Source organism: Kribbella sp. NPDC056861, from assembly GCF_040687575.1.
Taxonomy (GTDB): Bacteria; Actinomycetota; Actinomycetes; order Propionibacteriales; family Kribbellaceae; genus Kribbella.
On sequence record NZ_JBFBNQ010000003.1, the window covers coordinates 923,433 to 945,852 of the forward strand.

Below are 22,420 nucleotides of genomic sequence, written 5' to 3' on the forward strand. Positions count from 1 at the left end.
TGTCAGGAACTCGTCAGCAGTCGGCTACTTCTCCACCGGCCGGGCCGTCGCGATCCGGTGCAGCGCGTAGGTCCGCGGCTGGTCCGCATCCTCGTCGTACGCCGTCAGCCAGCCGTCGGCCACCCGGACCGGCTCGACGATGCGTTCCGCCGGGGTGCCGTTGTGGTCGACGTACGAGATCCACGTCCGGGTGTGCGCCTCGGCCGCCTCGCTGAGCACGCTGATCGTCTCGGCCGGCGCGATGGTGTCCCCGGAGGTGTGCTCGGCCGGCCGCTCGGCCGCGACCCGGTCGCCGGAGCGGACCTTCTCGATCACCGCCTTGACCTGGTCCTCGGTCAGATCGACCGTGTTGTCGGCGAAGTCCCGGCTGGTACGCCGACGCGGCGGCTCGCCACGACGGTTACCTGCCGCGGTCACATGGACAACCCCGTCGAAGCTCTCGCCGAGCGGAGCCAGCCCCGCGTTGCGCAGCCGGGCCAGCACCATGTCAGGCGGCGACGGCGAGACGACCACCGTCGGAGCGAGCCGGCGGAACCGGATGCCGGGCAGGTTGGCGCTCAGCAGGCCGGCGAGCACGTTCTCGTCGTCACAGCGCAGGTACGTCGAGGCCGCGCCGATCCGCAGTACGCCGTGCCGCCGGGCGATGTCGTCGATCAGGTAGGTCAGCGGCTGCGGGACGGGAGTCCGCGAGTGCTCCGCCAGCCACTTGTGCAGCTGGTCGCTGGTGCGCCCGAGGTCGAAGGCACGGCGTACGGAGCTCTCGCTGAAGCGGTAGACCCCGCCACCACCGTGTGACTCCATGTCGGCCATGGAAGCCAACTCGTCCTGTACTTCGCGCACCAGCGGCCCAGGCGCGACGGCAGTCAGGTCTGCCTGCAGCAGTACCTCGGAGACCGGCTCAGGCACCAGCGGCTGGATAGCAGCTGCCAGCTCGTCAACCGACGGCTCTTCCTTCAACAGTGGAGCAGCATGCGCGGCCAGCGTGCCGAGCCCGGTCAACCCGAGCAGGGCGGCCTCGGTGATGGTCCACTCGACCAGGTCGTCCCGGAACTGCCCACCGCGACGCGGCCGGTGCCAGGCAACCCAGGTCACGACTGACTCGATCGCAGGCGACGTGCCCTCAGCTGCGCTGGACAGCGCCTGCAACGTGAGCAGGCGAATCTCGGGAGCCAGCAGGCGCTCCAGGTCGGGCGCCAACGCGTTGACGAGCCGCTCGCGAGCAGCAGCGGTCGCGCCGCCGCTGTCGCGCTTGCCGATCAACCCGATCGCCCGCAGCCCGGTGAACCAGGCATTGACCAGCACGGCCCAGCGGTGCGCGGTGTCGAGCTCCAGCCAGTCGTCGTACGCGCCAGTGGGCAACCACATCTCGCTGTTGGCGACCTCGACGGCCGCAACGAGCCCAGCGGAGTATGCGATCTCCAGTACTGCGCCCGCGGTCTGCTCCTCGGCACCGATCTTGGTGGCGAGGGTGCGGAGCTCACGGACGCCGATGCCGCCGGTACGCAGTACAGGCGGTGGCTCTGTTGCCAGCTGCTCCAGTGTGCGGTCCACCTGGCGCACCAGGTCGAGCGCGGCACCAGCGGCGGCGCGGTCGGCTATCGAGTTCGACACCGGCTTGCCATCGAGCGGTGGCGGTGTCGGCCGGGTGGTGGCCAGCACTCGGCCACCCCGCAGGTGCAGCCCGATCTGCCGGGGCAGCACGACAGTGGTCGCGTCCTTCGGTACTACGAGGCCGCGGGCGAGCAGTTGCTCGATGGGGGAGCGGGCCGAGGCGATCGTCACCGGGCGCTCCGCCTTCTCGACCGTGCCGGTCGGCGGTCCCCAGGTGAGCTTGTCCAGCACCTCGCGGGCTTCCGGTCCGGCGTCCTCGATCAGCTGGTCCAGGTCACCGAAGTGCCGGGTGGTGAGCGGTCCGAGCCCGGCAGGGGTCGGGCCGAGCAGTTCGTGCACGGCCCGGATCGGGCGCAGGTCGTCCTCGTTGCCCCAGACCAGGGCGAGCGCCAGCAGCTCGGTCACCCGCGGCTGGACGGTCTCGATCGACTGGTCGACGCCCTTGGCCAGCTTGGCCAGGTCCACCGGCTCGGTCAGCGCGGACAGTGCCTCCAGCAGGTCGACACTGAACTCGTCGAGCCGGTTGATCGCGCGGGCCGCGGAGGCGTTGGTGGTGGCACGGGCCGCAAGCTGGCCGGTGTCGGCTGGGATCGGTGTCGCCAGGTCGGGCCGGTGCCGGAGCAACAGGCCGAGGGCAAGGTCGTCCCAGCCGCGCAAGGCCTCGGCGAGGGTGCGTGGGCGGGTCCGCTCGGTATTGCTCATCCCTCCAACGGTACGGCCCCAAGTCCAGCCCGAGCGATTCGCGGCCCAACTCTTGTCGCTATTCGGCGGGTTCGGCCCCGCCCGCGTGGCCGATCCGCCGGAATCCGACCCGCTCGTAGACAGCGGCCACGGCATCGTCCGCGGCGGACAGCAGAATCAGCTCGACCCCGTGGCCGAAGGCGTGCTCGACCAGGCGACTGGTCACCGCAGCGCCGAGGCCCTGGCGACGCATCGCAGGCAGGGTGGCGACGCCGACGACCTCGCTGGTGCTGCCGACCGGCTGGTGAACACCGCTGGCGACCATGCCCTGCTCACCGAAGACACCGGCCGTGACCGACACACCTGCCTCGGCCCGCTCGACCAGGGCCGCGACAGTCTCGTCCGACACCTCGGCTACCGCGGCATCACGCGCCTCGACACCGCCGTCGCCGACCGCAGTACCGGGTGTGCCGAAGCCGACGCCGGCGACTGCGCGGGCCTCCCGCAGTATGTCGGGGGAGGCGGGCAGGATCCGGCAGTCAAGGGTTGTCTCGACCGGGGTGAAGTCAGCCCGCTCGAGCACCAGCAGCGGGTACTTGTGCACCCCCAGCCCTGCCTCGGCCGCTGCTGGGCCGAGAGAAGGACACGTCTCGACCACCCACTCCAGGGCCAGCGGCAGCTCAAGCTCTTCGCAGCGAGCCCGCAGGGTCGCCAGGTCGGCGGCAGTGATCGTCGCGCCGGACCCCGGGATCGGGCGGGCGTAGTACGGCCAGATGGTGGTGGTCCGGAAGAGCGTGAAAGGGCCCACCTGCTGGCCGGTCGCCCCGGACAACGGGGCCGCGTGCAGGTAGTCGTCGACGCGTGAGAGATATGACATCACCGCGCAGTGAAGCAGTCCGCCGAATTCACCACAACCGATTATGTCGAGTGACCTGCAGCGGCTCCGACGTCCCCGGCATGGAGACCACACACTCAGCAGACGGTACGACGATCGCCTACGACCGGGCCGGCGCCGGTACGCCGCTCATCCTGGTCGGCGGAGCACTCTGCGACCGCACCTCCACCGCACTCCTGGCCGAGGCCCTCGCGCCGTCGTACACCACCATCTCGTACGACCGGCGCGGTCGCGGCAACAGCGGCGACACCCAGCCGTACTCCGTCGCCCGTGAGGTGGAAGACCTCGCTGCGATCATCAAGGCTGTCGGTGGCCAAGCTGCCGTCTACGGGCACTCGTCAGGCGCAGCGCTGGTCGCAGTCGCCGCCCCGAGCCTGCCGATCAGCAAGGTGATCTTGCACGAGCCGCCGTACGGTCAGGACGACGAGGAATCGCAGCGGCAGGCCGACGAGAGCGCTGCCGCAGTACTGCGTCTGCTGGCCGAGTCCCGCCGGACCGAGGCCGTTCAGACGTTCCTCACGATGGCGGGGATGCCCGAGAGCGACGCGGCCGAGTACGCCAAGTCGCCAGGCATGGCAGAGGTCGCGCCCACCATCGCCTACGACTTCGCGGTCATGGACGAAGGTGCGCGCGGGGGCACAGTGCCGCTCGGCCTACTGGCCCGGATCGTGCAGCCGACCTTGGTGCTGGCCGGCTCGGGGAGTCCGCCGTTCATGACCGAGGCGGCTCGCGCTGCCTCGAAGGCGCTGCCGAACGGCCGGCTCACCGAGCTCGACGGGCAGCACCACGTAGTACCGGCCGACGTGCTGGCGCCGGTGCTGGCCGAGTTCCTCGCCGGTGACGTCAGTCGGCGATGATCTCGATCGAGTCGACCCGGTCGGGGTAGAAGGCGACGTGGTCGCGGATGTCGGCGACCGCGTCGTACGGGGCCTCGTAGGTCCAGACCGAGTTCGCCGTCTGGTCGCCGCCGGCCGGGATGCTGAAGTAGTTGGCGTTGCCCTTGTAGGGGCAGTACGTCTCGTGACCGGTGCGCTCGAGCTGGGTCAGGTCGACGTCCTTGCGTGGGATGTACTGCGCGGCCGGGTAGTTGGCCTCCTGCAGCGACAGCGCGTCCCGGCTGTCGGCGATCACCTTGCCGGCGACCTTGACGACGACGCGGTCGGGGTTCTTCACGACCGTGATCGGGTGGTCGGGACCCGGGATCAGGACCGGCTTGTCAGACATGGCTCAGCTCCAAAGGGCGTACGGCATCTACCTGTAGCGACAACCACACGTCGCCGGAAAGCATTCCGTCAGACCGGCAGCAGTTTGACGACCAGGCACGGTCCGCCGTCGAACGCGCCGCCGTCGATGCCGAGCACCAGCCCGTCGGCGTACAGCAACGGCCCGGTCAGGTACGCCGGGGAGATGCCGAGCTGGTCGGCCACGATGCTGTGCCCGTGCACGATCCGGCGGCCGCCGAGCCGGTCGAGCAGTTCGGCCGCGACCACCGGGCCCTCGGCGCCGCGGAACGCGTAGCGCGACGTCATCCGGCGCCAGATCTCCCACCAGACAGTGATGTCGTCGGTGTGCAGCTCGGCCCGGATGGTCTCGTTGATCTCGTCGATCGAGTCACCCCAGGACAGGTACTCCTCGGTGTCGGAGTGCATCAACAGGTGATCCGCGTCGACGCCGAGCAGCGGCTGGTCCAGCAGCCAGTCCACATCGTCGTCGGTGAGCAGCTCCTGGTCGCGGTCCTGGCCGCCGTTCAGCGCCCAGCTGCGCTCGAAGCTGCGCGAGGTGATGCCCTCGTGCGGGACGAACGTGTCGCCGAACTTGCGCATCCCGAGCGCCAGGATTTCGTGGTTGCCGAGCAGCACCCGGACCTCACCCGGCCCGGCCTCGGTCTGCGCCACCAGCCGGCGGACCAGCGCCAGCACGCCGACGCCGTCCGGTCCACGGTCGAAGAAGTCGCCCAGCACCCACAACCTGGCATCTTCGCCGGACCAGTTGCCTTCGGCGTCAGTCAGTCCCGCCTCGTGCAGCGCGGCAGCGAGCTTCTCCGGGTGGCCGTGGATGTCGCTGACCGCGTACGTCGCGGTCACGCGTGGCTCACCCGCGCAGCGTCAGCACGATCAGTACGACGTTGAGGGCCGTGACGGCGGTGGCGACCAGGCATGCGGTGAGAGTAGTCGGCAACCGGTTGACCAGGTCGCCCATGACGCGCCGGGAGGCGGTGAGTCGCACCAACGGCCACAGCGCGCAGGGGATGCCGAAGCTCAGCACGACCTGCGAAACGACCAGCGCACGGCTCGGGTCGATCCCGATCGCCAGGATGATCAGAGCCGGCGCCAAGGTGATCAGCCGCCGGGTGGCGAGCGGGACGTGCCGCTTCCAGAAGCCTTCGAGGATCACCGAGCCGGCGTAGGTGCCGACCGAGGACGACGCGAAACCGCTGGCCAGCAGCGCGAGCGCGAACAGCAGCGCGGCCGTGTGCCCGAGCCGGTCGCCGATCGCGACATGCGCCGCGTCCAGTGAGTCCGCGCCGGAGCCCTTCAGCGCGGCGGCCGCGAGCACCACCATCGCCAGGTTGACCGCGCCGGCCAGGGCCATCGCGACCGCCACGTCCATCCGGGTGGCACGCAGTACGCGCTGCTTGCCTTTCTCGGAGCGGATCGACTTGCCGTGCCGATCCGTGACCAACGCGCCGTGCAGCCAGATCGCGTGTGGCATCACGGTCGCGCCGAGCATGCCGGCCGCCAGCACGAGGGACTGCGTGCCGTCGAGCCGCGGCACCAGCCCGCCGACGATGCCGGACGCGGACGGCTGCGATTGGATCGTCGACACCACGAACCCGACCAGTACGACGGCCAGCAACCCGACGATCGCCGCCTCGAACGGCCGCTGCCCGCGCTTGGACTGGTAGATCAGCAAGGCGAACGAGACCGCACCGGTGATCACGCCGCCGAGCAACAGCGGGATGCCGAACAGCAGGTTGAGCGCGATCGCGCCACCGACAACCTCGGCCAGGTCGGTGGCGACCGCGACCAGCTCGGCCTGCGCCCACAACCCGGTCGAGGTGGATCGCTTGAAGTGCTCCCGGCACAGCTGCGGCAGGGTCATCCCGGTCGCGATACTCGCCTTCGCCGCGAGGTACTGGACCAGCACGGCCATCAGGTTGGCGCCGACCACCACCCAGCAGAGCAGATACCCGTACGTCGCGCCGGCCGCGACGTTGGTCGCGAAGTTGCCCGGGTCCACGTACGCGACCGCCGCCACGAAGGCGGGGCCGAGTAACAGCAGACCCGAGCGATTCAGCTGTCGCTTCAGCGGCGCGGGTGCGTACATGGCAGCAGTCTGACCGAGACCTGATCAGGCGTCTGTCTCGGTTTGAGACAGTTCCTCAGGTGCCGCTCTTGGCGGCGCCGAGCACCTTGGTCGCCTTGCCGGTCGCGGCCGTCATCGCGCCTTCCAGGTCACCGGCTTCGTCGAACGTCATCGTGAGCACGACGTCACCGACGCCGGTGAAGACGAAGTTCACCTCCAGGCCCTCCAGCGCGCCACCCTCGGCGGTGAACCGTCCGGCGACCGGGTTGGTGCCGACCTTCGGGGCGGAGATCTCGCTGACCGCCATCGACGAGCTGCCGACGCCGGGGATGGTGAGCTTGGCCAGCTTGCAGGACTTGATCGCGGTCCGGGTCCGGGTGAGCAGCGCGGTCGCCGCCGCCGGCGTGCCCATCGCCTCCAGCGTCTCGTCGAAGAACGGGCCGTTCTGCCCGCCGGTGAAGCCGCGGTCCACGGTGACCTTCGCGCCGGGCGAGGTCTTGGAGTTGAAGAGCAGCACCAGGTCCTTGCAGCGGACGTCCGCCGAGGACAGCTTGGTGTCGTCCTCCTCGGCGTTCTTGTCGATCGAGAGCCCGGCCGGCAGGTCGGTCAGCTCGAGCAGGGCCTTGGTCAGCTCGGCCGCGGTGCGCGCCTTGGCCGCCGGCGGCACGGGCGCCGACGGTACGGCGGAAGGCGTCGGGGCGGACGGCGTCGGCGTGGCGCTCGGCGGGGCCGGGGTCGAGGAGCTGCTGGCGCTGCTGCTCGGCGTGGTACCGGCTTTGTCCTTGCCGGAGTCGCCGCAGGACGTGGCCACCAGCGCGAGCGCGGTGGCGATCGTGAGAGTTACGAGGGAACGCTTGGTCGCCATGGCGCACCTTATCGCGGAACCGGTCCATACCTGTCGGTTCCGCGGCGGCGCCGAAGGGGTCAGGCCCAGGACCAGCGGACATCCAGCGAGACCTCGATCGTCTGCTCGCCCGGGGCGATCCTGACCTCCGCACGCTGGCTGTCGAACTTGCCCGCGGCCGCCGCCATCGGGATCGGCCCGTGGCCGTAGCTCTCGGCAACGGCCGCGATGGAGCCCAGCGACTGGCCGGCCAGCTCGGCCAGCTGAGCGGCCTTCTCGCGGGCCTGCTGGAAGGCGAGCTCGCGCGCCTGCACCATCAGCGGCAGCTTGTCCGCGATGTCGAACTGCAGGTGGTCCAGTCCAAGACTGTTGCCTGCGGCATCCACCGCGGCGTTCAGCAACCGGCCGAAGCCGGTCAGGTCCCGGGTCGTCACGGTCAGCGAGTGGGACGCGCGATAGCCCGCCACCGACATGCCGTCGGCGTACTGCGGGTAGACGTTCACCGAGCTGGTCTCGATGTCGCCGGCCGCCACGCCCTGCCCGCTCAGCGCGGCGTGCACCAGATCGGTCTTCTCGGCGACCTGCTGGACAGCGGCGGCCACGTCGGCCGCGTCGTGCCCGACGCTCAGTGTCAGCCGCAGCAGATCGGCTGCGGCGGTAGCTTGGCCAGTACCCGTCACTGTGATCCCAGAGTCCATCCGGCCAGTCTGCCAGGCCGTGGCGAGATGAGAGATCTGTAATGTTCGGCTCATGCGGTTCTTCGGGAGGGATCGCAGACTGTGAGTATGCGATCTCCACGGCTGGTCTACGGGGTTGTCGCCGCGATTCTCGTGGTGGCCGGCTTCGTGCTGCCGCGGTACCTGGCCGATCGGTCCGCTCCTGAGCTCGGCGACACCATCGTCATCCCGGCCTCGTCGAGCGCCACGCCCACTCCGACGCCTGGGCCGACCGTCAGGCCGACCGATGACCCGGACGACGACGAGGGGGCCGAGCCGGTCTCGCCCCGCCCGGTCAGAACCGCCGGCGACGACGACCGTGACGATCCCGACGACCTGGACGACGATGACTGACCGGTCGCTCGGCCAGTCGCTCGGCCGATTGTCCTGCCGGTGGTCCGGTTGAGGTGGCCGGTGATCAGTGCCCGGCTGCGGATCATCTCCTGGATGCTCGGTGTCCTCGCCCTGGCGCTGGTCGCCGTCGTCTTCGCGACCTGGCAGGTGCTGGCCACCCGTGCCGACTCCGCCGCCGACAAGGAGCTCGGCCACGAGGCCACCAAGTTCCGCACCTATGCGGCGTCCCCGGCGGCCGCGGCTTATCGCACCCCCGAAACCTTGCTGGAGCACTACTTGCAGCTCAATCTGCCCAATGACTCCGAGACGTTCTTCAGCATCGTCGACGGCCGGCCGTACCGCCGCGGGCACGGGTCGCCGCCGGCCAGGCTTGACCTTGACCCCGCCTTCGTCAAGCGGGTGGCGGGCGCCGGCGGACCGGAGTACGGGTGGGTCGAGAGTGACGCCGGCCGAGTCCGGTACGGCGTACTGCCGGTGCAGGTCGGCGCCCAGCCTGTGCGCGCGCAGTTGGTGGTGCTCGAGTTCCGGGACGTGCTGGCCAAGCCGTCGCGTGACGCGGCCCGGGCGCTTGCGGTGATCGGGGCCATCACGTTGGCGTTGGCCGCGGGGGCTTGCTGGCTGGTGACCGGCCGGGTGCTGGCGCCGATCCGGCAGTTGCGCAGTACTGCTGAGAAGATCGGTGAATCGGACCTGCGCCGCCGGATCGAGGTAGTCGGCAACGATGATTTCGCGCAGCTGGCGGCGACCTTCAACACGATGCTGGACCGGCTGGAGGTCGCGTTCGTGGCGCAGCGCGAGTTCGCCGACAACGCCGGGCACGAGCTGCGGACGCCGATCACGGTGATCCGCGGTCATCTGGAGCTGATGGGCGCCGACCCGGTCGAGCAGGCCGAGACCAGGGCCCTGGTGCTGGACGAGCTGGCCCGGATGAACCGGATGGTCGACGACCTGCTGGTGCTGGCCAAGAGCGACCGGCCCGACTTCCTCGCGCCGGCCGAGGTCAACCTGACCGAGCTGGTGGTCGAGGTGGTCGCCAAGGCGCGGCCGCTGGCCGAGCGGACCTGGCGGGTGGACGAGACCGCCGACGTGGTGATCGTTGCCGACGGCCAGCGATTGACCCAGGCGCTGATGCAGCTGGTGTCGAACGCGGTCCGGCACACTGCCGACGGCGACCGGATCGGCGTCGGCGCCCGGGTGGCGGCCGGCCAGGTGGTGTTGTGGGTCGCCGACACGGGCAGCGGGATCAAGGCCGGGGACGCCGAGCGGATCTTCGAGCGGTTCGTCCGCGGCGACGACCAGACCCGGACCGAGGGCGCCGGGCTGGGGTTGTCGATCGTCCGCTCGATCGCCCGGGCGCACGGCGGCGACGTACGGGTGGCGCCGCAGGCCGGACCCGGCGCGCGGTTCGAACTGACTCTCCCGGAGGTGCGTGGGTGAACCGGATCCTGATCGCCGAGGACGAGGAGCGGATCGCGTCGTTCGTCGAACGCGGCCTGCGCGGCAACGGCTTCGTGACCACCGTGGTCGGCGACGGCGAGACGGCGTACACGGAGGGCGTCAGCGGCAGCTACGACCTGCTGGTGCTCGACATCGGCCTGCCCCGGGTGGACGGCTTCACCGTACTGCGAAGGTTGCGCGAGGCAAGAGTCACGATGCCGGTGGTGATCCTGACCGCCCGCGACTCGGTCGGCGACACGGTGGCCGGCCTGGAGAGCGGCGCCGACGACTACCTGGCCAAACCCTTCGCCTTCGAGGAACTGCTGGCCCGGATCAGGCTCCGCCTGCGCAGCGACAGCTCCGGTACGGCGGACGCCAACGTCCTGCAGGTCGGCGACCTCGGCCTCGACCTCCGCACCCGCCGCGCCACCGTCGACGGCCGCGCGATCGACCTGACCGCCCGCGAGTTCCTGCTCGCCGAGGTCTTCTGCCGCCACCCCGACCAGGTCCTCACCCGCGAACAACTCCTCTCCCAGGTCTGGGGCTTCGACTTCGACCCCGGCTCCAACGTCGTCGACGTCTACATCCGCTACCTGCGCCGCAAACTCGGCCAGGACCGCATCCAGACCATCCGAGGCATGGGCTACCGCCTGAAACCCTGAGCCATTCGCTCGTCAGCCCGAGACCTGGCGCTGCGCGACCTGCAGCAGTCTGGTTGCCCAGTCGACACTCTTGCTCGCATCGGCAGCTGAGATCGACTCGGCCTGGTACTGCGACTTCGACTTGAGCCTGAGTAGCCGCGAGAACGTGCTGCTGGCTTCGCGCCCAGCCGGACCTGCCGACTTCAACTCTGTGACTGCCTCCGTGTGGTTGTCGGTCTTGCGCGTCCTTCCGGTCAGCGTCAGGCAGATCGCGTCCTTCGAGTTGATACCTGAGGTGACCGCGTTCGAGGCGGCCGCGTTGAAGAGTTGCAGGTCGTTCGTCAGTTCGGCGGCCTCGAGGAACTCCCGAGCTTTGGCGAGGTGGGCTCGAGCGTCTTCCAGTGCTGTCATCAAGCGGTCTTTCGGGTCAGGGTCTGGCGGGGTGAGGCGCCGGCGATGGGGAGGGCATCGCGGCGGAGTTCAGTGACGAGTCGCTCGCGGCGGCGGACGAGACGCTGCAGTTCGCCGCTGCTGTACTCGACGATCTCGCACCGGTTGCCGGTCCAGCGGCTGGCGTGCTCGGCAAGCGTTTCAAGCTGGACGAGCCATCGGGGGTCCGAGTCGGAGACCTCGTCCGGTCGTACCACTAAAAGGTCGATGTCGCTGTCAGGCCCGCCCTCCCCGCGAGAACTCGAGCCGAACAGCCAGACGGCCACAGCGGGCACCTCCCAGGTCCCGGCTTCGGCTTGAAGGCGGCTGATGAAACGGTCTCGAAGGCTTGCGAGCTCTCCGATCGAAGCGGCGGCGACATGCTCGCGGTTCAGCGTGTAGAGCTTTGCCCGCCCGGCAGGCTCGGCCAGAACCAGTCCGCTACGCACCAGACCATCCAGAACCTTCTGTACTCCGCTGTAGCTCGCGGGCGGGTGCAGCAACTCCGCGACGCCACGACCGGTCAGGGCTCGGTCGGTCCTGACCAGCACGCTGAGCACACGACCGTGCAGTCCGGGAAAAGTCGAGGACAGCGGATCCGAGAACTCCATTCGATCACCTCTCCTATGACCACTATACCGGTCATATGGATACTATTTTGGCCATATGACCACCTGGGTGGGCGATGGCCCTACCTGTGTCGTCTTGTCGGGGGCGGGATGGCGGGTGACGATGGCGGGATGAGCCTGCCTTCCTACGCGTCCGGGGTTTCCGAGGTTTCGTTGCTGGGGGACACGATCGGGGCGAACCTCCGGCGGACGGTCGCCGAGCACGGTGGCCAGGAGGCGTTGGTCGAGGTGGCGACCGGGCGGCGCTGGACGTACGCCGAGTTCGGGGCGGCGGTCGACGAGTTCGCGCGTGGCTTGCTGGCACGCGGGATCGCGAAGGGCGATCGGGTCGGGATCTGGGCGCCGAACTGTGCCGAGTGGACGATCACGCAGTACGCGACGGCCTCGATCGGCGCGATCCTGGTGAACATCAATCCGGCGTACCGGACGCACGAGCTCGCCTACGCGCTCAACCAGTCCGGGGTGAAGCTGCTGATCTCGGCGACCGAGTTCAAGACCAGTGACTACCGCAGGATGGTCGACGAGGTCCGGCCGGACTGCGCGGCCCTGGAGGCGGTCGTCTACATCGGTACGCCGGACTGGGACGCCGTCGTCGAGGCTGCTGCGCAGGTGACCCAAGAGCAATTGGACGAGCGCGCGGCGCAGCTCAGCTTCGACGACCCGATCAACATCCAGTACACGTCAGGCACCACCGGCTTCCCCAAGGGCGCCACCCTGAGCCACCACAACATCCTCAACAACGGCTTCTTCGTCACCGAGACGATCGGCTTCGGCCCGGACGACCGGCTCTGCATCCCGGTGCCGTTCTACCACTGCTTCGGGATGGTGATGGCCAACCTCGGCTGTACGACGCACGGCGCGTGCATGGTGATCCCCGGCCCGGCTTTCGACCCCGCCGCGACGCTCAAGGCGGTCCAGGACGAGCGCTGCACCGGCCTGTACGGCGTACCGACGATGTTCATCGCCGAGCTCGGCCTGCCGGACTTCGCCTCCTACGACCTGACCTCGCTGCGTACCGGCGTGATGGCCGGCTCGCCCTGCCCGGTCGAGGTGATGAAGCGCTGCGTCGCCGACATGCACATGGCCGAGGTGGCGATCTGCTACGGGATGACCGAGACCTCGCCGGTCTCCACCCAGACCCGCCGCGACGACGACCTCGACCGCCGTACGTCGACTGTCGGTCGCGTGATGCCGCACGTCGAGGTGAAGCTGGTCGACCCCGCCACCGGACTCGTCGTACCGCGCGGCGAACCGGGCGAGCTCTGCACCCGCGGCTACTCCGTGATGCTCGGCTACTGGGACGACCCCGAGAAGACCGCCGAGGCGATCGACGCGGCCCGCTGGATGCACACCGGCGACCTCGCGGTGATGCGCGACGACGACTACGTGAACATCGTCGGCCGGATCAAGGACATGGTCATCCGCGGCGGCGAGAACGTCTACCCGCGCGAGATCGAGGAGTTCCTCTACACCCACCCCGCGATCGCCGACGTCCAGGTGATCGGCGTCCCCGACGACCGGTACGGCGAGGAACTGTGCGCCTGGATCAAACTCAAGGACGGCGCCGCCCCGCTCGACGCTGCCGCCGTCAGGGAGTTCGCCACCGGCAAGCTCGCGCACTACAAGATCCCGCGCCACGTGCTGCTGGTCGACGACTTCCCGATGACCGTCACCGGCAAGATCCGCAAGGTCGAGATGCGCGAGAAGTCCCTCGGCCTGCTCGGACTCGAGTAGCCCGAACAGGCCGCGGCAGGACTCAGGCCCCCGGAGGCCGCCCCACCCAGGTCTCGACGTGATAGCTCCTCGGCTGACCACAGGAGGCCCGCGAGATCTGATTGGACGGCACCCAGCGCCCGGCCGCGTTGTAGCCGACGCAGACAACCACCACGCGATGCCAGTACGCCTCGTTGCCGGCCGGGCAGTAGCTCTGGTAGTCGCCGTAGATGCCCGGCGTGGGTCGCGCCGCACAGGTGGATCCGCTCACCGTCGCGGACGCGGTGGTGACGCTCATGGGCACGATCGCAAGACCGGCCAAAGCGAGCAGGCCGACAGGAAGCACTCTCGAGATACGCATGGGAAGCCCTTCTGGTGGGTTGGTCGTCACCAGAAGCTAGGAACTGTCGATGACGCCGCGCTGACTCGTCCGCGGCGATCTCGTCATCGGGGAGTGGTTTGACAAGGCTGGCTAACGACGTTAGCTTTTAGCTAACAACATTAGCCATCTGGAGGTTTTCATGACCGAGTTCCTGGCCGTCGACGGCGGCACGCTCGCCTATGAGGTGACCGGCAGCGGTCCGCTGGTCGTGCTGGCCCACGGCCTGGGCGACAGTCGCGCGGCGTACCGGTTCGTCGTACCGGAGCTGGTGGCCGCGGGGTACCGCGTGGCCGCTCTCGACCTCCGGGGCTGCGGAGAGTCGAGCACCGGGTGGGCCGGCTACAGCCGGACTGACATCGCGGGCGATCTGATCGCGCTCGTGCGCCACCTCGGCGGACCCGCCGTACTGGTCGGGCACTCGATCGCAGGCGGTGCGGTCACCATCGCCGCCGCCCAGGCACCCGAGCTCGTCACCGGCATCGTCGAGCTCGGCCCGTTCACCCGCGCTCAGGCGATCAAGCTGGGCGATCTGCGGGTCAAGAGCTATCGCACCGGCACGACCCGGATGATGATGACCAGCATCCTGGGCAGCGTCAGCTGGTGGCACTCGTACCTCGACCTGGCCGTCCCCGGCCGCAAGCCCGCTGACTGGTCCGAGCAGTTGCAGCGCAACGCCACCGAGCTCGCCGATTCCGGCCGGATGAAGGCCCTGCAGCGGATGACCCGGGTCTCACCGGCCGACGCGGGTAAGCAGCTCGCCAACGTGACCTGCCCGGCGCTGATCGTCGAGGGATCGCTCGACCCCGATTGGGCCGACCCGCTCGCCGAGGGTGCGGCCATCGTCGCCGCGATGCCGGCCGGGATCGCCACCCTCGAGGTGATCGAGGGCGCGGGCCACTACCCGCACACCCAGTTCCCGGACGAGACCGTCGCGCTGCTGCTGCCGTTCCTGAAGGCGCACGCCGGTGCCTAGGGCCGGTCTCGACCCGGCAGTAGTGGTCGCTGCCGCCGCCGAGCTCGCCGACGAGGCCGGTCTCGGCAACGTGACGATGGGTTCGCTCGCCGAGCGGCTCGGTGTCCGAGCGCCGTCGCTGTACAAGCACGTCGACGGCCAAGCCGACCTCACCCGGCGGATCGCGACCCTAGCGCTCACCGAGCTGGGCGATGCCTTGCGCGACGCCCTCCAGGGCCGCGCCGGCCCCGACGCTTTGTCGGCCGCAGCACAGACGTTCCGGACCTATGCCATCGAGCATCCCGGCCGGTACGCCGCCACGGTCCGCGTCACCTCCGTGCAACCAGGCGACCCGCTCGCCGACGCCGGGACCCGGGTGTTCGAATCGCTCGCAGCAGTACTGCGCGGCTACCGGATCGAGCAGGCCGACACCATCCACGCACTGCGGATGCTCCGCAGTCTCCTGCACGGCTTCGCAACCCTCGAAGCGTCCGAGGTGTTCCAGCTCGGCACCGACATCGACGAAAGCTTCACCTGGCTCGTCGGCTTCGTCGACCGCGGCCTGTCGACCTGACTCCGCACCACTCCGGGATTCGGCCCGGACCTGTTCGTCAGATGTGACGATTGGGCATGGCTTACCTGGACGCGGTCGAACAAGAACTCCTTCGAGTGTCACCGGGGATGAAGGGGAGACTGTGGGAGCGGACCTCCGGAAACAGTCTCGACGCGACAGGTAACGACGCGGCAGCGTGGATCTTGCAGGTCCCCGGACTCTGGGGCTGGTCTCCGCAGACGGGTGTTCCGAAGGGCGAGAGCAAGCCCGGGATCAAGACCCTTCTCCTCAAGATGCAGCACAGCATCGCCGGCGCGCGCAGGACCGTGGACATCTCGGGCTTCGGGGTGCCCGACCTGGTCGGTTCACCGGCAGGCCCGTTTCCGGACGGGAACTTCCTGGACGCCATGTGCGCCGGACTCAGACTTGCGGCCATCCGTGCGGCCAAGGAGGGCACCCGGCTGACCGTACGATTCCTGGCCGGGGTGGTGGCCATCGACATCTGGGCCGATCCGTGGGCTTTCCACGAGCTGGTGAAGGAGAGGCTCGGCAAGGAGGCCGAAGTCGTCGATCTCCGGGTTGCCTCGATGACGACCCGCAGCATGTCGTCGTACAACCACACCAAGCTCGTCGTCGTGGACGGTGAGTTCGTCCTGCACGGTGGTGTGAACTGGATGACGAACTACTACATCGAAGACGGCCCGATGTTCAGCCGCGGGTACGGCGGTATCGCGCCGGTGACGGACCTGGACATCGCGCTGCGCGGCCCGGTGGCCGCCTCCGCGGGCAGGTTCCTCGACGAGCTGTGGAAATGGGTGCACGCCAACGGAAGCCGGACCATCACCGCCCGTTATTCCCCGGCCTGGCTGGCGCTCGCCGAACCCGATTCCCCCTCGCTCTGGTCCTTGTACCAGGGACTCAAGCCGGCCCCGACGGGGAACCTCGACGTGATCTCCGTCGGCAGCCTGGGCTACGGCATCCAGGTCCGTGACGAGGCCTCCACCTACGTGCTGCCACCCGCCCAGGAGCTGGGCCAGGCCGCGACCGGCTCGAACAACGAGACCAACACCGACCGCGACTTCGCGACCGTCAACCCCGACGCGAACGCCCTGCGGGCGTTGCTCTCCCAGGCGAAGACGAAGATCGTGCTGTCCCAGCAGGACATCAACGGATTCGCCGGCCTCCCGCTCAGCCATGCCCTGTTCGACGTCCGGCTGCTCGACGTGCTCGCCGCGAAACTGGTCGACGGGGTCAAGGTCCGGATCGTCATCAGCAACCCCGGGCGCCCGGACTACTCCAACATCGACAGCCTGGCGGTGGCCTACAAGTCGCTCCACGACCGGGTCCGGCTCCGGCTCGGGACCGCTTACGACGCGGACGCCCACCGGGTGCTGAGGCGCAATCTGCAACTGGCGCCGTTCCGCGCGTCGAACGAACAGACTTGGCCGGGCGGGTACAAGTACCGCCTGCACACGAAACTGGTCGTCGTGGACGACACGGCGTTCTACGTCGGCTCCCGCAACGTGTACCCCGACACGACCCAGGACCACGGATTCTTCCTCGAGAACAAGGCCGCGGCCGCCCAGCTCAACGCCGAGTTCCTCGACAAGCAGTGGCTCTACTCGAAGAACGCCGCGATCTGCGACTACGACTGGTGAGAGCGCCTCAACGAACCGCGGCCAGCGCCGCGTGGTCTTCCTCTCCGAAGGTGTCTTCGAGCTTCTCGGGGGAGTAGTCGAGATCGATGCCCGCCACGTCGGCGCCGACCGCCGACTCGATCGCGCCGAGACGCCGGGTCGCGCGATCACCGGCGTACGTCATCAGCGCGGTCGGGTCGATCTCCGGCGGGATCTCCGGCATGTTGTCGAGCGCCCACTGGATCTGGGTGAGGGCGTGCGGGAGCAGGTCTTCCATGGTGTCGGTGACGACCTGCCAGTTGGACTCGTCGGCGGCGATGTGGCGACGGCAGGTGAACGTGCCCCAGGCCATGTGGCGGCGTTCGTCGTCGCCGATGCGGCGGACGAGTTCCTGCATGCCGGGCAGGACGCCGCGCGCAGTACAGAGCAGGTTCCAGGCGTGGTAGCCGGTGAGGGCCAGAGTGCCTTCTACTACGTGGTTGTAGGTGACCGAGGCCTTCACCTGGTTGGCCGGCGACGGATCGGCGGCCAGTGACTTCAAGGCAACCGGCAGCGCTTCGTAGAAGATCGCGCGGTAGCCGGGGTTGTGCTCGATGTACTTGTGCAGGTCGTCCTTGACCCCGACCGCGTCCAGCCACATCCGGAAGACCGCGGTGTGCTTGGCCTCCTCGAAGCAGAACTGGGTCAGGTACATCTCGTCGCCGAGCCGCCCTTCGGCGGCCATCGCGGCCAGGAACGGCTGGATGTCCTCGGTGACCGCCTCCTCGCCGGCGATGAACTGCGCGCACAGCATCAGCGCGGCCTCGCGTTCGTTGTCGGTGAACTCCTGCCAGTCGAGCGCGTCCTGGCTGAAGTCGATGTCCCGCGGATTCCAGAACTTGCGATTGCCCTTGTCGAACAGCCGCAGCGGCAGCGAGTCCCAGTTCAGCCCGCCCTCCCGCAGCGAGCTGAAACCCTGCCGGTGAAGGGGATTGACCGTCATCACAGCCTCCTGGTGGTGAGAAAGGGACCGAGCACCCGGGCGACCTGATCAGCGACCACGGCCGGAGCCGCACCGGGGTTGACGATGTGGCTCAGCACCAGCCGCAACGCGACATCCACACAGGTCGTCGCATCACCAGCCGGTACTTCGGGCCAGTGCTCCCGCACATGCGCGTCCAGCCGCTGATGACACAACTCCAAAACCTGCTGCCCACGCGTGGTCAGCAACTGACTCGCCTGATCGGACCCCGGCTGACCAAGCGCTGCCTTCACCAACGGGTTGTCCGAAGCAAGACTCAGCGCCCGCTCAACCGCGGCCCGCAGCCCGTCGATCGGATCACCGGCCGCGGCCAGCGCGTCGTTCACGTCGACCAGAAACGCCTCGGTCTCCCGCACCACGACGGCCTGCAACACCCCCCACTTGTCCCCGAACTCGTTGTAGACGGTCTGCCGAGACACCCCAGTACGCCGCCCGACCTCAGCCATCCGCAACCCGTCGTACCCACCGGCGACGATCGCGTCATAAGCCGAGTCGAGCAGTTCGTCCCGCAACCGTCGCTTGGTCCGGTCACCGAAGGAGTCCATGCGATCTAGGGTTTACATCTCACCCCAAAATGTCAAGAGCCAAGACATCCCAGCAGTTAACGTCAAGCTGAGAAGTGGCTGGCGTCGCCCGTTCTCGGCGTACTGCGGACGCCGTCGACGCTCACCGGGACGTCGCCGGCCAGCGTGATCCGGTGCAGCCGGCGCGGTTGGTCGTCGTAGTCGGCGACGCCGTAGTGCTGGGTCGCGCGGTTGTCCCAGATCGCCAGGTCGCCCGGCTGCCACTGCCAGCGGACGGTGTTGTCGAGGTTCGTCACCCGGTTCTGCAGCAGCTGGAACAACGCAGTCGTCTCGGCCGAGTTGAAGCCGACGAAGCGGCGTACGAAATGCCCGAGCACCAACGACCGCTCACCGGTCTCCGGGTGCACGCGGACAACCGGGTGCTCGGTCTCGAACAGCTTCGAGACGAACTGCTTGCGATGCTCCTCGACCTTCACATCGACACCGCCGACCCGTACTTCGTCCGCCGCGCCCACGTAGTCGTAGACGTTGCTGTGCACCGCCCACAGCTTGTCGACCAGCGCCTGCAGCGGCACGGGCAGCTTCGCGTACGCCCTGACGGTGTTGGCCCAAGTGGTCGCTCCGCCGTACGACGGCAGCGTGACCGCGCGCAGCAGGCTGATCGCTGGGATCCGGTCGACGAACGTGACGTCGGTGTGCCAGCTGTTCGCCTTGCCGTAGTCGGAGTCGATTGGCAGCACGTGCTCGTTGCCGTCGAGACCCGTCGACGTCGGGTGCGCGAGGGTCGGGGTGCCGAGCAGCTTGGCGAAGGCGAACTGGCCGGCGTCGTCCAGGTGCTGCTGGTCGCGGAAGAAGATCACTTTGTGGTCGAGCAGCGCCTGCCGGATCGCGGCGACGGTCTGCGGAGCCAGGTCGCCGCCGAGCGCGACGTTGCCGATCACGGCGCCGATCGCGCCGCCGGCCTTGGTGACGGTGATCGTGGGTGCTTCGAGGTGTGTGGTCATAGATCTATATTCCAACTGATTTACTGGACTTACCCGGCGTTTCGGGATGCGAGACCCGGGGCCGGAGCGGGCAAAGTAAGGTTGGGGACGTGTCAACCGCCGAAATCCAGCCCAGCTCCCTGACCACCGATGTGCCGGAGCTGGTTGTCGGGTTCGACCTGGACATGACGCTGATCGACTCCCGGCCGGGGATCAAGGCGGTCTGGGACCTGATCGCCGCCGAGACCGGCGTGGCGATCGACTCGGAGCTCGCGGTGAGCCGGCTCGGCCCGCCGCTCGCCTGGGAGGTGGCCAACTGGTTCCCGGCCGACCGGGTCGACGAGATAGTCGCCCGCTACCGCCACCACTACCCGGAGTACGCGATCACCGGCAGTCTGCCGCTGCCGGGTGTCGAGGACTCGCTGGCCGCAGTACGGGCGCTGCGGGGGCGCACTGTGGTGGTGTCGGCGAAGTACAAGCCGAGTGTCGAGCTGCACCTGCAGCACCTCGGTCTGGACGTCGACGAGCCTGTCGGTGACCTGCACGGCGCCGACAAGGGCATTGCGCTGCGGGAGCACGCGGCGACGATCTATGTCGGCGACCACACGGCAGACATTGACGGTGCGCGCGCTGCTGGAGCAGTGGCGGTGTCGGTGGCGACCGGGCCGTTCGCTGCGGACGAGCTGCGTGCCTACGGAGCAGACGTCGTACTGAACGACATGACCGAGTTCCCGGCCTGGCTGGACGCCTATGTGCTCGAGCAGCGGCTCGAAGCGCTCATGGAGCGGCTGAGCGGCTACGAGAGCCTGGTAGTCGCCTTCAGCGGCGGTGCCGACTCTGCCTTCCTGCTGGCTGCTGCGGCGCGTGCCATCGGCCCGGCGAACGTAGTAGCCGCCACTGCCGTCAGCCCGAGCCTGCCGGTGGCTGAGCTGGAGCCGGCTGCTCGCTTCGCCGACAGCATCGGCGTACGCCATGTCACGCCGCACACGCACGAGATGGACCGCGAGGGGTACCAGGCCAATGCCGGTGACCGCTGCTACTTCTGCAAGGCCGAGCTGGTCGAGACGCTGCAGCCGATCGCGGACGAGTTCGGCATCACGGCGATCGCGACCGGGACGAACGCGGACGACGCGATCGCCGGCTTCCGGCCGGGCATCAAGGCGGCCTTCGAGCGCGGCGCGATCACTCCGCTACGCGACGCGCGGCTGACCAAGGCGCAGATCCGGGAGGCGTCGCGCAGCTGGGGTCTGGAGACCTCCGACAAGCCGGCCGCCGCCTGTCTGTCCAGCCGGATCGCCTACGGGATCCGGATCACGCCGAATTTGCTCGCCCGGGTCGACCGCGCCGAGCAGGCGGTCCGCCAGCACCTCGCGCCGTACGGCGTGCAGAACGTCCGGGTCCGCGATCTGGGGGAGTCGGCGAGCATCGAGATCGACGCCGCGCTGCTCGGCACGGTCGACAACGCGGCGCTGGTCGAGCTGGTCCGCGCCGAAGGCTTCGCTGCTGCCGCGGTGGACGCCCGGGGCTTCCGCTCCGGCTCGATGAACGAGCGCCTGGCAAACCCCGACCACTACCGCTGAGCTTCGACCACCACCCCTAACCCCTCCCGCTACCCCGAGTGGAGCGGAATACGAGACCGATCCCCGACCACTACCCCTACCCCCTCCGCCACCCCGGACACCGCGGAATACGAGACCGATGGGTGCGGAATCGTTGCCTCATCAGATAGTTTCCAGGGGCGTAGGACTCCCGGGTCACGTACGCTGGGTAATCGGTCCGGGCAGCCTGTCCCGGCCCGAACTCCGTCCTGTTCCGTCGAATAACACCGAAGAGGTTCCCGTGCCTGTTGGCAAGGTCAAGTGGTATGACTCCGAGAAGGGGTTCGGCTTCCTCAGCAAAGAGGAGGGCGGGGACGTCTATGTTCGTGCGGAGGCGCTACCGGCCGGGGTGGCCAATCTGAAGCCGGGGCAGAAGGTCGAGTTCGGCGTCGTCGAGGGCCGCAAGGGCGAGCAGGCGCTGCAGGTCCGGCTGATCGACCCGCCGCCGTCGGTGGCCAAGGCGATGCGGCCGAAGCCGGAGGACATGGCGCTGGTGATCGAGGACCTGATCAAGCTCCTCGACAACCTCGGCGAGGGCTACCGCCGCGGCCGCCACCCCGACAACAAGGCCGCCCGCGGCGCCGCCACCGTACTGCGAGGCGTCGCCGACAAGCTCGACTACTGACCCCACCCGGCCACGACCCGATCGGTCGGTGGCCCCGTACGACGCCCGCCGGCTACCTCGTGGTCCGGCGGGCGATCAGCGCCTCGATGCCGTCCAGCGTGGTGTCGAGGCCGAAGAAGAAGTCGTCGGCGTCGTAGTCGACGTCGAAGTCCGCGGCCGGCCTGCTCTGCAGGTTGGTCGCGATCGTGGGGTAGCGGTCCGGGTCTGCGAGCATCGCCAGCCGCTGCACGTAGAGCCGGTTGGCCTCGGAGTACTCCGGTGCGTCCGGAGTCATGCCGACGCTCAGCGCACCGGCGCCGCGGACGTAGATGTTCACCAGGATCATCGCCGACAGGCTGTCGGCCGCGCTCAGCCCGGTGTCCTCGAACGCGCGCAGCCCGTGCTCCATCCACTCCAGCTGCATCGGTGACAGCGGCGGCTCTGTGATCGGCACCTGGAGCACCCACGGGTGCCGCCGGATCGCGTCCCGGAAGGCGACGGCCCAGGCGGTGATCCGTTCCCGCCAGGTCGTCCCCGGCTCGACCGGGACCGGCTGCCCGAACGCCTGCTCCAGCATCACGACGTACAGCTCGTCCTTGGAGTCGACGTACCGGTAGAGCGACATGGTGGTGAAGCCGAGCGCGGCGGCCACCTTGCTCATCGAGACCGCGCCGAGGCCGTCGGTGTCGGCGAGCTTGATCGCGGCCGCGCCGATGTCGCTGAGCTGGAACGTCGGCTTCGGGCCCGGCCGGGCCGGGCCCTCCAGGCCCCAGAGCTGCTGCAGCACCCTCGGCAGGTCTTCCGCGGTCATCTGTCATCCCTCCACGAAGCTGATCTGTTTACATCATAGACAGTTGGCGGTTATGGTCTGCGTACGGCACACACAGTGTGTGTCGTACACAGATCATCT

General features: G+C 68.8%; 24 protein-coding genes. 10 read left to right on the forward strand and 14 right to left on the reverse strand.

The window, feature by feature from the left end; translation table 11 throughout:
- Nucleotides 1-24 precede the first annotated feature (24 nt).
- Nucleotides 25-2,313 carry a helicase C-terminal domain-containing protein gene (locus AB0P21_RS18280; protein WP_363697979.1) on the reverse strand — a complete coding sequence of 763 codons (2,289 nt, stop codon included), beginning with the start codon at nt 2,311-2,313 and terminating at the stop codon, nt 25-27.
- A 58-nt stretch (nt 2,314-2,371) separates the two neighbouring features.
- On the reverse strand, nt 2,372-3,169 hold the full coding sequence (locus tag AB0P21_RS18285) for a GNAT family N-acetyltransferase (RefSeq protein WP_363697981.1): 798 nt from the start codon (nt 3,167-3,169) through the stop codon (nt 2,372-2,374).
- Between the two features lie 80 nt (nt 3,170-3,249).
- On the opposite strand from AB0P21_RS18285, the gene AB0P21_RS18290 reads away from it, so the two are divergent.
- The gene (locus AB0P21_RS18290; RefSeq protein WP_363697983.1) at nt 3,250-4,044 is read left to right on the forward strand and encodes an alpha/beta hydrolase; all 795 of its coding nucleotides are present in this window, start codon (nt 3,250-3,252) and stop codon (nt 4,042-4,044) included.
- Here the strand turns inward: AB0P21_RS18290 and AB0P21_RS18295 are convergent.
- The 5 genes from AB0P21_RS18295 to AB0P21_RS18315 form a co-directional block, all read right to left on the reverse strand.
- Nucleotides 4,031-4,411, reverse strand: a complete 381-nt coding sequence (locus tag AB0P21_RS18295; protein WP_363697984.1) for a DUF427 domain-containing protein — start codon at nt 4,409-4,411, stop codon at nt 4,031-4,033. The genes AB0P21_RS18290 and AB0P21_RS18295 overlap by 14 nt on opposite strands.
- A 68-nt stretch (nt 4,412-4,479) precedes the next feature.
- Nucleotides 4,480-5,271, reverse strand: a complete 792-nt coding sequence (locus tag AB0P21_RS18300) for a metallophosphoesterase (RefSeq protein ID WP_363697986.1) — start codon at nt 5,269-5,271, stop codon at nt 4,480-4,482.
- Between the two features lie 7 nt (nt 5,272-5,278).
- Nucleotides 5,279-6,514: an Nramp family divalent metal transporter gene (locus tag AB0P21_RS18305; RefSeq protein WP_363697988.1), complete on the reverse strand. Its 1,236-nt coding sequence runs from the start codon at nt 6,512-6,514 to the stop codon at nt 5,279-5,281.
- Nucleotides 6,515-6,569: 55 nt separating this feature from the next.
- Nucleotides 6,570-7,358 carry a hypothetical protein gene (locus tag AB0P21_RS18310; protein ID WP_363697990.1) on the reverse strand — a complete coding sequence of 263 codons (789 nt, stop codon included), beginning with the start codon at nt 7,356-7,358 and terminating at the stop codon, nt 6,570-6,572.
- Nucleotides 7,359-7,417: 59 nt separating this feature from the next.
- A complete protein-coding gene (locus AB0P21_RS18315; RefSeq protein ID WP_363697992.1) occupies nt 7,418-8,035 on the reverse strand; it encodes an SIMPL domain-containing protein in 618 nt (205 codons plus the stop codon).
- Nucleotides 8,036-8,122: 87 nt separating this feature from the next.
- Here AB0P21_RS18315 and AB0P21_RS18320 point away from each other — a divergent pair, with 87 nt between their 5' ends.
- The 3 genes from AB0P21_RS18320 to AB0P21_RS18330 are packed head-to-tail and all read left to right on the forward strand — an operon-like array spanning nt 8,123 to nt 10,506.
- Entirely contained in the window at nt 8,123-8,407 is a 285-nt protein-coding gene (locus AB0P21_RS18320; RefSeq protein WP_363697994.1) for a hypothetical protein, read from the forward strand.
- Nucleotides 8,408-8,467: 60 nt separating this feature from the next.
- Nucleotides 8,468-9,844 carry a HAMP domain-containing sensor histidine kinase gene (locus tag AB0P21_RS18325; protein ID WP_363697995.1) on the forward strand — a complete coding sequence of 459 codons (1,377 nt, stop codon included), beginning with the start codon at nt 8,468-8,470 and terminating at the stop codon, nt 9,842-9,844.
- Entirely contained in the window at nt 9,841-10,506 is a 666-nt protein-coding gene (locus AB0P21_RS18330; protein WP_363697996.1) for a response regulator transcription factor, read from the forward strand. The genes AB0P21_RS18325 and AB0P21_RS18330 overlap by 4 nt, the downstream gene beginning before the upstream one ends.
- A 12-nt stretch (nt 10,507-10,518) precedes the next feature.
- Here AB0P21_RS18330 and AB0P21_RS18335 read toward each other — a convergent pair whose 3' ends face one another.
- On the reverse strand, nt 10,519-10,896 hold the full coding sequence (locus AB0P21_RS18335; protein ID WP_363697998.1) for a HEPN domain-containing protein: 378 nt from the start codon (nt 10,894-10,896) through the stop codon (nt 10,519-10,521).
- Nucleotides 10,896-11,525, reverse strand: a complete 630-nt coding sequence (locus tag AB0P21_RS18340; protein ID WP_363698000.1) for a nucleotidyltransferase domain-containing protein — start codon at nt 11,523-11,525, stop codon at nt 10,896-10,898. Before AB0P21_RS18340 ends, AB0P21_RS18335 begins: the two co-directional genes overlap by 1 nt.
- Before the next feature lie 129 nt (nt 11,526-11,654).
- Between AB0P21_RS18340 and AB0P21_RS18345 the strand changes: the two genes are divergently transcribed.
- Complete coding sequence (locus AB0P21_RS18345) at nt 11,655-13,277, forward strand: AMP-binding protein (protein ID WP_363698002.1); 1,623 nt, start codon at nt 11,655-11,657, stop codon at nt 13,275-13,277.
- 22 nt (nt 13,278-13,299) lie between these two features.
- On the opposite strand, the gene AB0P21_RS18350 is transcribed toward AB0P21_RS18345, so the two are convergent.
- Nucleotides 13,300-13,554 carry a hypothetical protein gene (locus AB0P21_RS18350; RefSeq protein ID WP_363698004.1) on the reverse strand — a complete coding sequence of 85 codons (255 nt, stop codon included), beginning with the start codon at nt 13,552-13,554 and terminating at the stop codon, nt 13,300-13,302.
- A 223-nt stretch (nt 13,555-13,777) separates the two neighbouring features.
- On the opposite strand from AB0P21_RS18350, the gene AB0P21_RS18355 reads away from it, so the two are divergent.
- The 3 genes from AB0P21_RS18355 to AB0P21_RS18365 are packed head-to-tail and all read left to right on the forward strand — an operon-like array spanning nt 13,778 to nt 16,801.
- Entirely contained in the window at nt 13,778-14,611 is an 834-nt protein-coding gene (locus AB0P21_RS18355) for an alpha/beta hydrolase (RefSeq protein WP_363698005.1), read from the forward strand.
- Complete coding sequence (locus AB0P21_RS18360; RefSeq protein WP_363698007.1) at nt 14,604-15,164, forward strand: TetR-like C-terminal domain-containing protein; 561 nt, start codon at nt 14,604-14,606, stop codon at nt 15,162-15,164. Before AB0P21_RS18355 ends, AB0P21_RS18360 begins: the two co-directional genes overlap by 8 nt.
- A gap of 56 nt (nt 15,165-15,220) precedes the next feature.
- Nucleotides 15,221-16,801, forward strand: coding sequence for a phospholipase D-like domain-containing protein (locus AB0P21_RS18365; protein WP_363698008.1), 1,581 nt, complete (start codon nt 15,221-15,223; stop codon nt 16,799-16,801).
- A 7-nt stretch (nt 16,802-16,808) separates the two neighbouring features.
- Here the strand turns inward: AB0P21_RS18365 and AB0P21_RS18370 are convergent, their stop codons facing one another.
- The 3 genes from AB0P21_RS18370 to AB0P21_RS18380 all read right to left on the reverse strand — a co-directional run bounded on the left by AB0P21_RS18370 (nt 16,809) and on the right by AB0P21_RS18380 (nt 19,329).
- Nucleotides 16,809-17,762 (reverse strand): R2-like ligand-binding oxidase, encoded by a 954-nt coding sequence (locus AB0P21_RS18370; RefSeq protein WP_363698010.1) that lies wholly within the window; start codon nt 17,760-17,762, stop codon nt 16,809-16,811.
- On the reverse strand, nt 17,762-18,346 hold the full coding sequence (locus tag AB0P21_RS18375) for a TetR family transcriptional regulator (protein ID WP_363698012.1): 585 nt from the start codon (nt 18,344-18,346) through the stop codon (nt 17,762-17,764). Before AB0P21_RS18375 ends, AB0P21_RS18370 begins: the two co-directional genes overlap by 1 nt.
- Before the next feature lie 62 nt (nt 18,347-18,408).
- The gene (locus AB0P21_RS18380; protein WP_363698014.1) at nt 18,409-19,329 is read right to left on the reverse strand and encodes a TauD/TfdA family dioxygenase; all 921 of its coding nucleotides are present in this window, start codon (nt 19,327-19,329) and stop codon (nt 18,409-18,411) included.
- An 89-nt stretch (nt 19,330-19,418) separates the two neighbouring features.
- Here AB0P21_RS18380 and larE point away from each other — a divergent pair, with 89 nt between their 5' ends.
- Together larE and AB0P21_RS18390 are read left to right on the forward strand one after the other, a co-directional pair.
- Nucleotides 19,419-20,888 carry an ATP-dependent sacrificial sulfur transferase LarE gene (gene larE / locus AB0P21_RS18385; RefSeq protein WP_363698016.1) on the forward strand — a complete coding sequence of 490 codons (1,470 nt, stop codon included), beginning with the start codon at nt 19,419-19,421 and terminating at the stop codon, nt 20,886-20,888.
- Between the two features lie 259 nt (nt 20,889-21,147).
- Entirely contained in the window at nt 21,148-21,531 is a 384-nt protein-coding gene (locus AB0P21_RS18390; RefSeq protein ID WP_363698017.1) for a cold-shock protein, read from the forward strand.
- Nucleotides 21,532-21,583: 52 nt separating this feature from the next.
- On the opposite strand, the gene AB0P21_RS18395 is transcribed toward AB0P21_RS18390, so the two are convergent.
- Nucleotides 21,584-22,321: a TetR/AcrR family transcriptional regulator gene (locus tag AB0P21_RS18395; protein ID WP_363698019.1), complete on the reverse strand. Its 738-nt coding sequence runs from the start codon at nt 22,319-22,321 to the stop codon at nt 21,584-21,586.
- Between the last annotated feature and the right edge of the window lie 99 nt (nt 22,322-22,420).

Bases quoted from the DNA above. Each gene is read 5' to 3' on its own strand.
- AB0P21_RS18375 (WP_363698012.1), bottom strand. From the start codon at position 18,346: ATGGACTCCTTCGGTGACCGGACCAAGCGACGGTTGCGGGACGAACTG.
- AB0P21_RS18290 (WP_363697983.1), top strand. From the start codon at position 3,250: ATGGAGACCACACACTCAGCAGACGGTACGACGATCGCCTACGACCGG.
- AB0P21_RS18295 (WP_363697984.1), bottom strand. From the start codon at position 4,411: ATGTCTGACAAGCCGGTCCTGATCCCGGGTCCCGACCACCCGATCACG.
- AB0P21_RS18305 (WP_363697988.1), bottom strand. From the start codon at position 6,514: ATGTACGCACCCGCGCCGCTGAAGCGACAGCTGAATCGCTCGGGTCTG.
- AB0P21_RS18370 (WP_363698010.1), bottom strand. From the start codon at position 17,762: ATGACGGTCAATCCCCTTCACCGGCAGGGTTTCAGCTCGCTGCGGGAG.
- AB0P21_RS18350 (WP_363698004.1), bottom strand. From the start codon at position 13,554: ATGAGCGTCACCACCGCGTCCGCGACGGTGAGCGGATCCACCTGTGCG.
- AB0P21_RS18395 (WP_363698019.1), bottom strand. From the start codon at position 22,321: ATGACCGCGGAAGACCTGCCGAGGGTGCTGCAGCAGCTCTGGGGCCTG.
- AB0P21_RS18280 (WP_363697979.1), bottom strand. From the start codon at position 2,313: ATGAGCAATACCGAGCGGACCCGCCCACGCACCCTCGCCGAGGCCTTG.
- AB0P21_RS18355 (WP_363698005.1), top strand. From the start codon at position 13,778: ATGACCGAGTTCCTGGCCGTCGACGGCGGCACGCTCGCCTATGAGGTG.
- AB0P21_RS18340 (WP_363698000.1), bottom strand. From the start codon at position 11,525: ATGGAGTTCTCGGATCCGCTGTCCTCGACTTTTCCCGGACTGCACGGT.
- AB0P21_RS18320 (WP_363697994.1), top strand. From the start codon at position 8,123: ATGCGATCTCCACGGCTGGTCTACGGGGTTGTCGCCGCGATTCTCGTG.
- AB0P21_RS18365 (WP_363698008.1), top strand. From the start codon at position 15,221: ATGGCTTACCTGGACGCGGTCGAACAAGAACTCCTTCGAGTGTCACCG.
- AB0P21_RS18285 (WP_363697981.1), bottom strand. From the start codon at position 3,169: ATGTCATATCTCTCACGCGTCGACGACTACCTGCACGCGGCCCCGTTG.
- AB0P21_RS18335 (WP_363697998.1), bottom strand. From the start codon at position 10,896: ATGACAGCACTGGAAGACGCTCGAGCCCACCTCGCCAAAGCTCGGGAG.
- AB0P21_RS18345 (WP_363698002.1), top strand. From the start codon at position 11,655: ATGAGCCTGCCTTCCTACGCGTCCGGGGTTTCCGAGGTTTCGTTGCTG.
- AB0P21_RS18380 (WP_363698014.1), bottom strand. From the start codon at position 19,329: ATGACCACACACCTCGAAGCACCCACGATCACCGTCACCAAGGCCGGC.
- AB0P21_RS18310 (WP_363697990.1), bottom strand. From the start codon at position 7,358: ATGGCGACCAAGCGTTCCCTCGTAACTCTCACGATCGCCACCGCGCTC.
- AB0P21_RS18315 (WP_363697992.1), bottom strand. From the start codon at position 8,035: ATGGACTCTGGGATCACAGTGACGGGTACTGGCCAAGCTACCGCCGCA.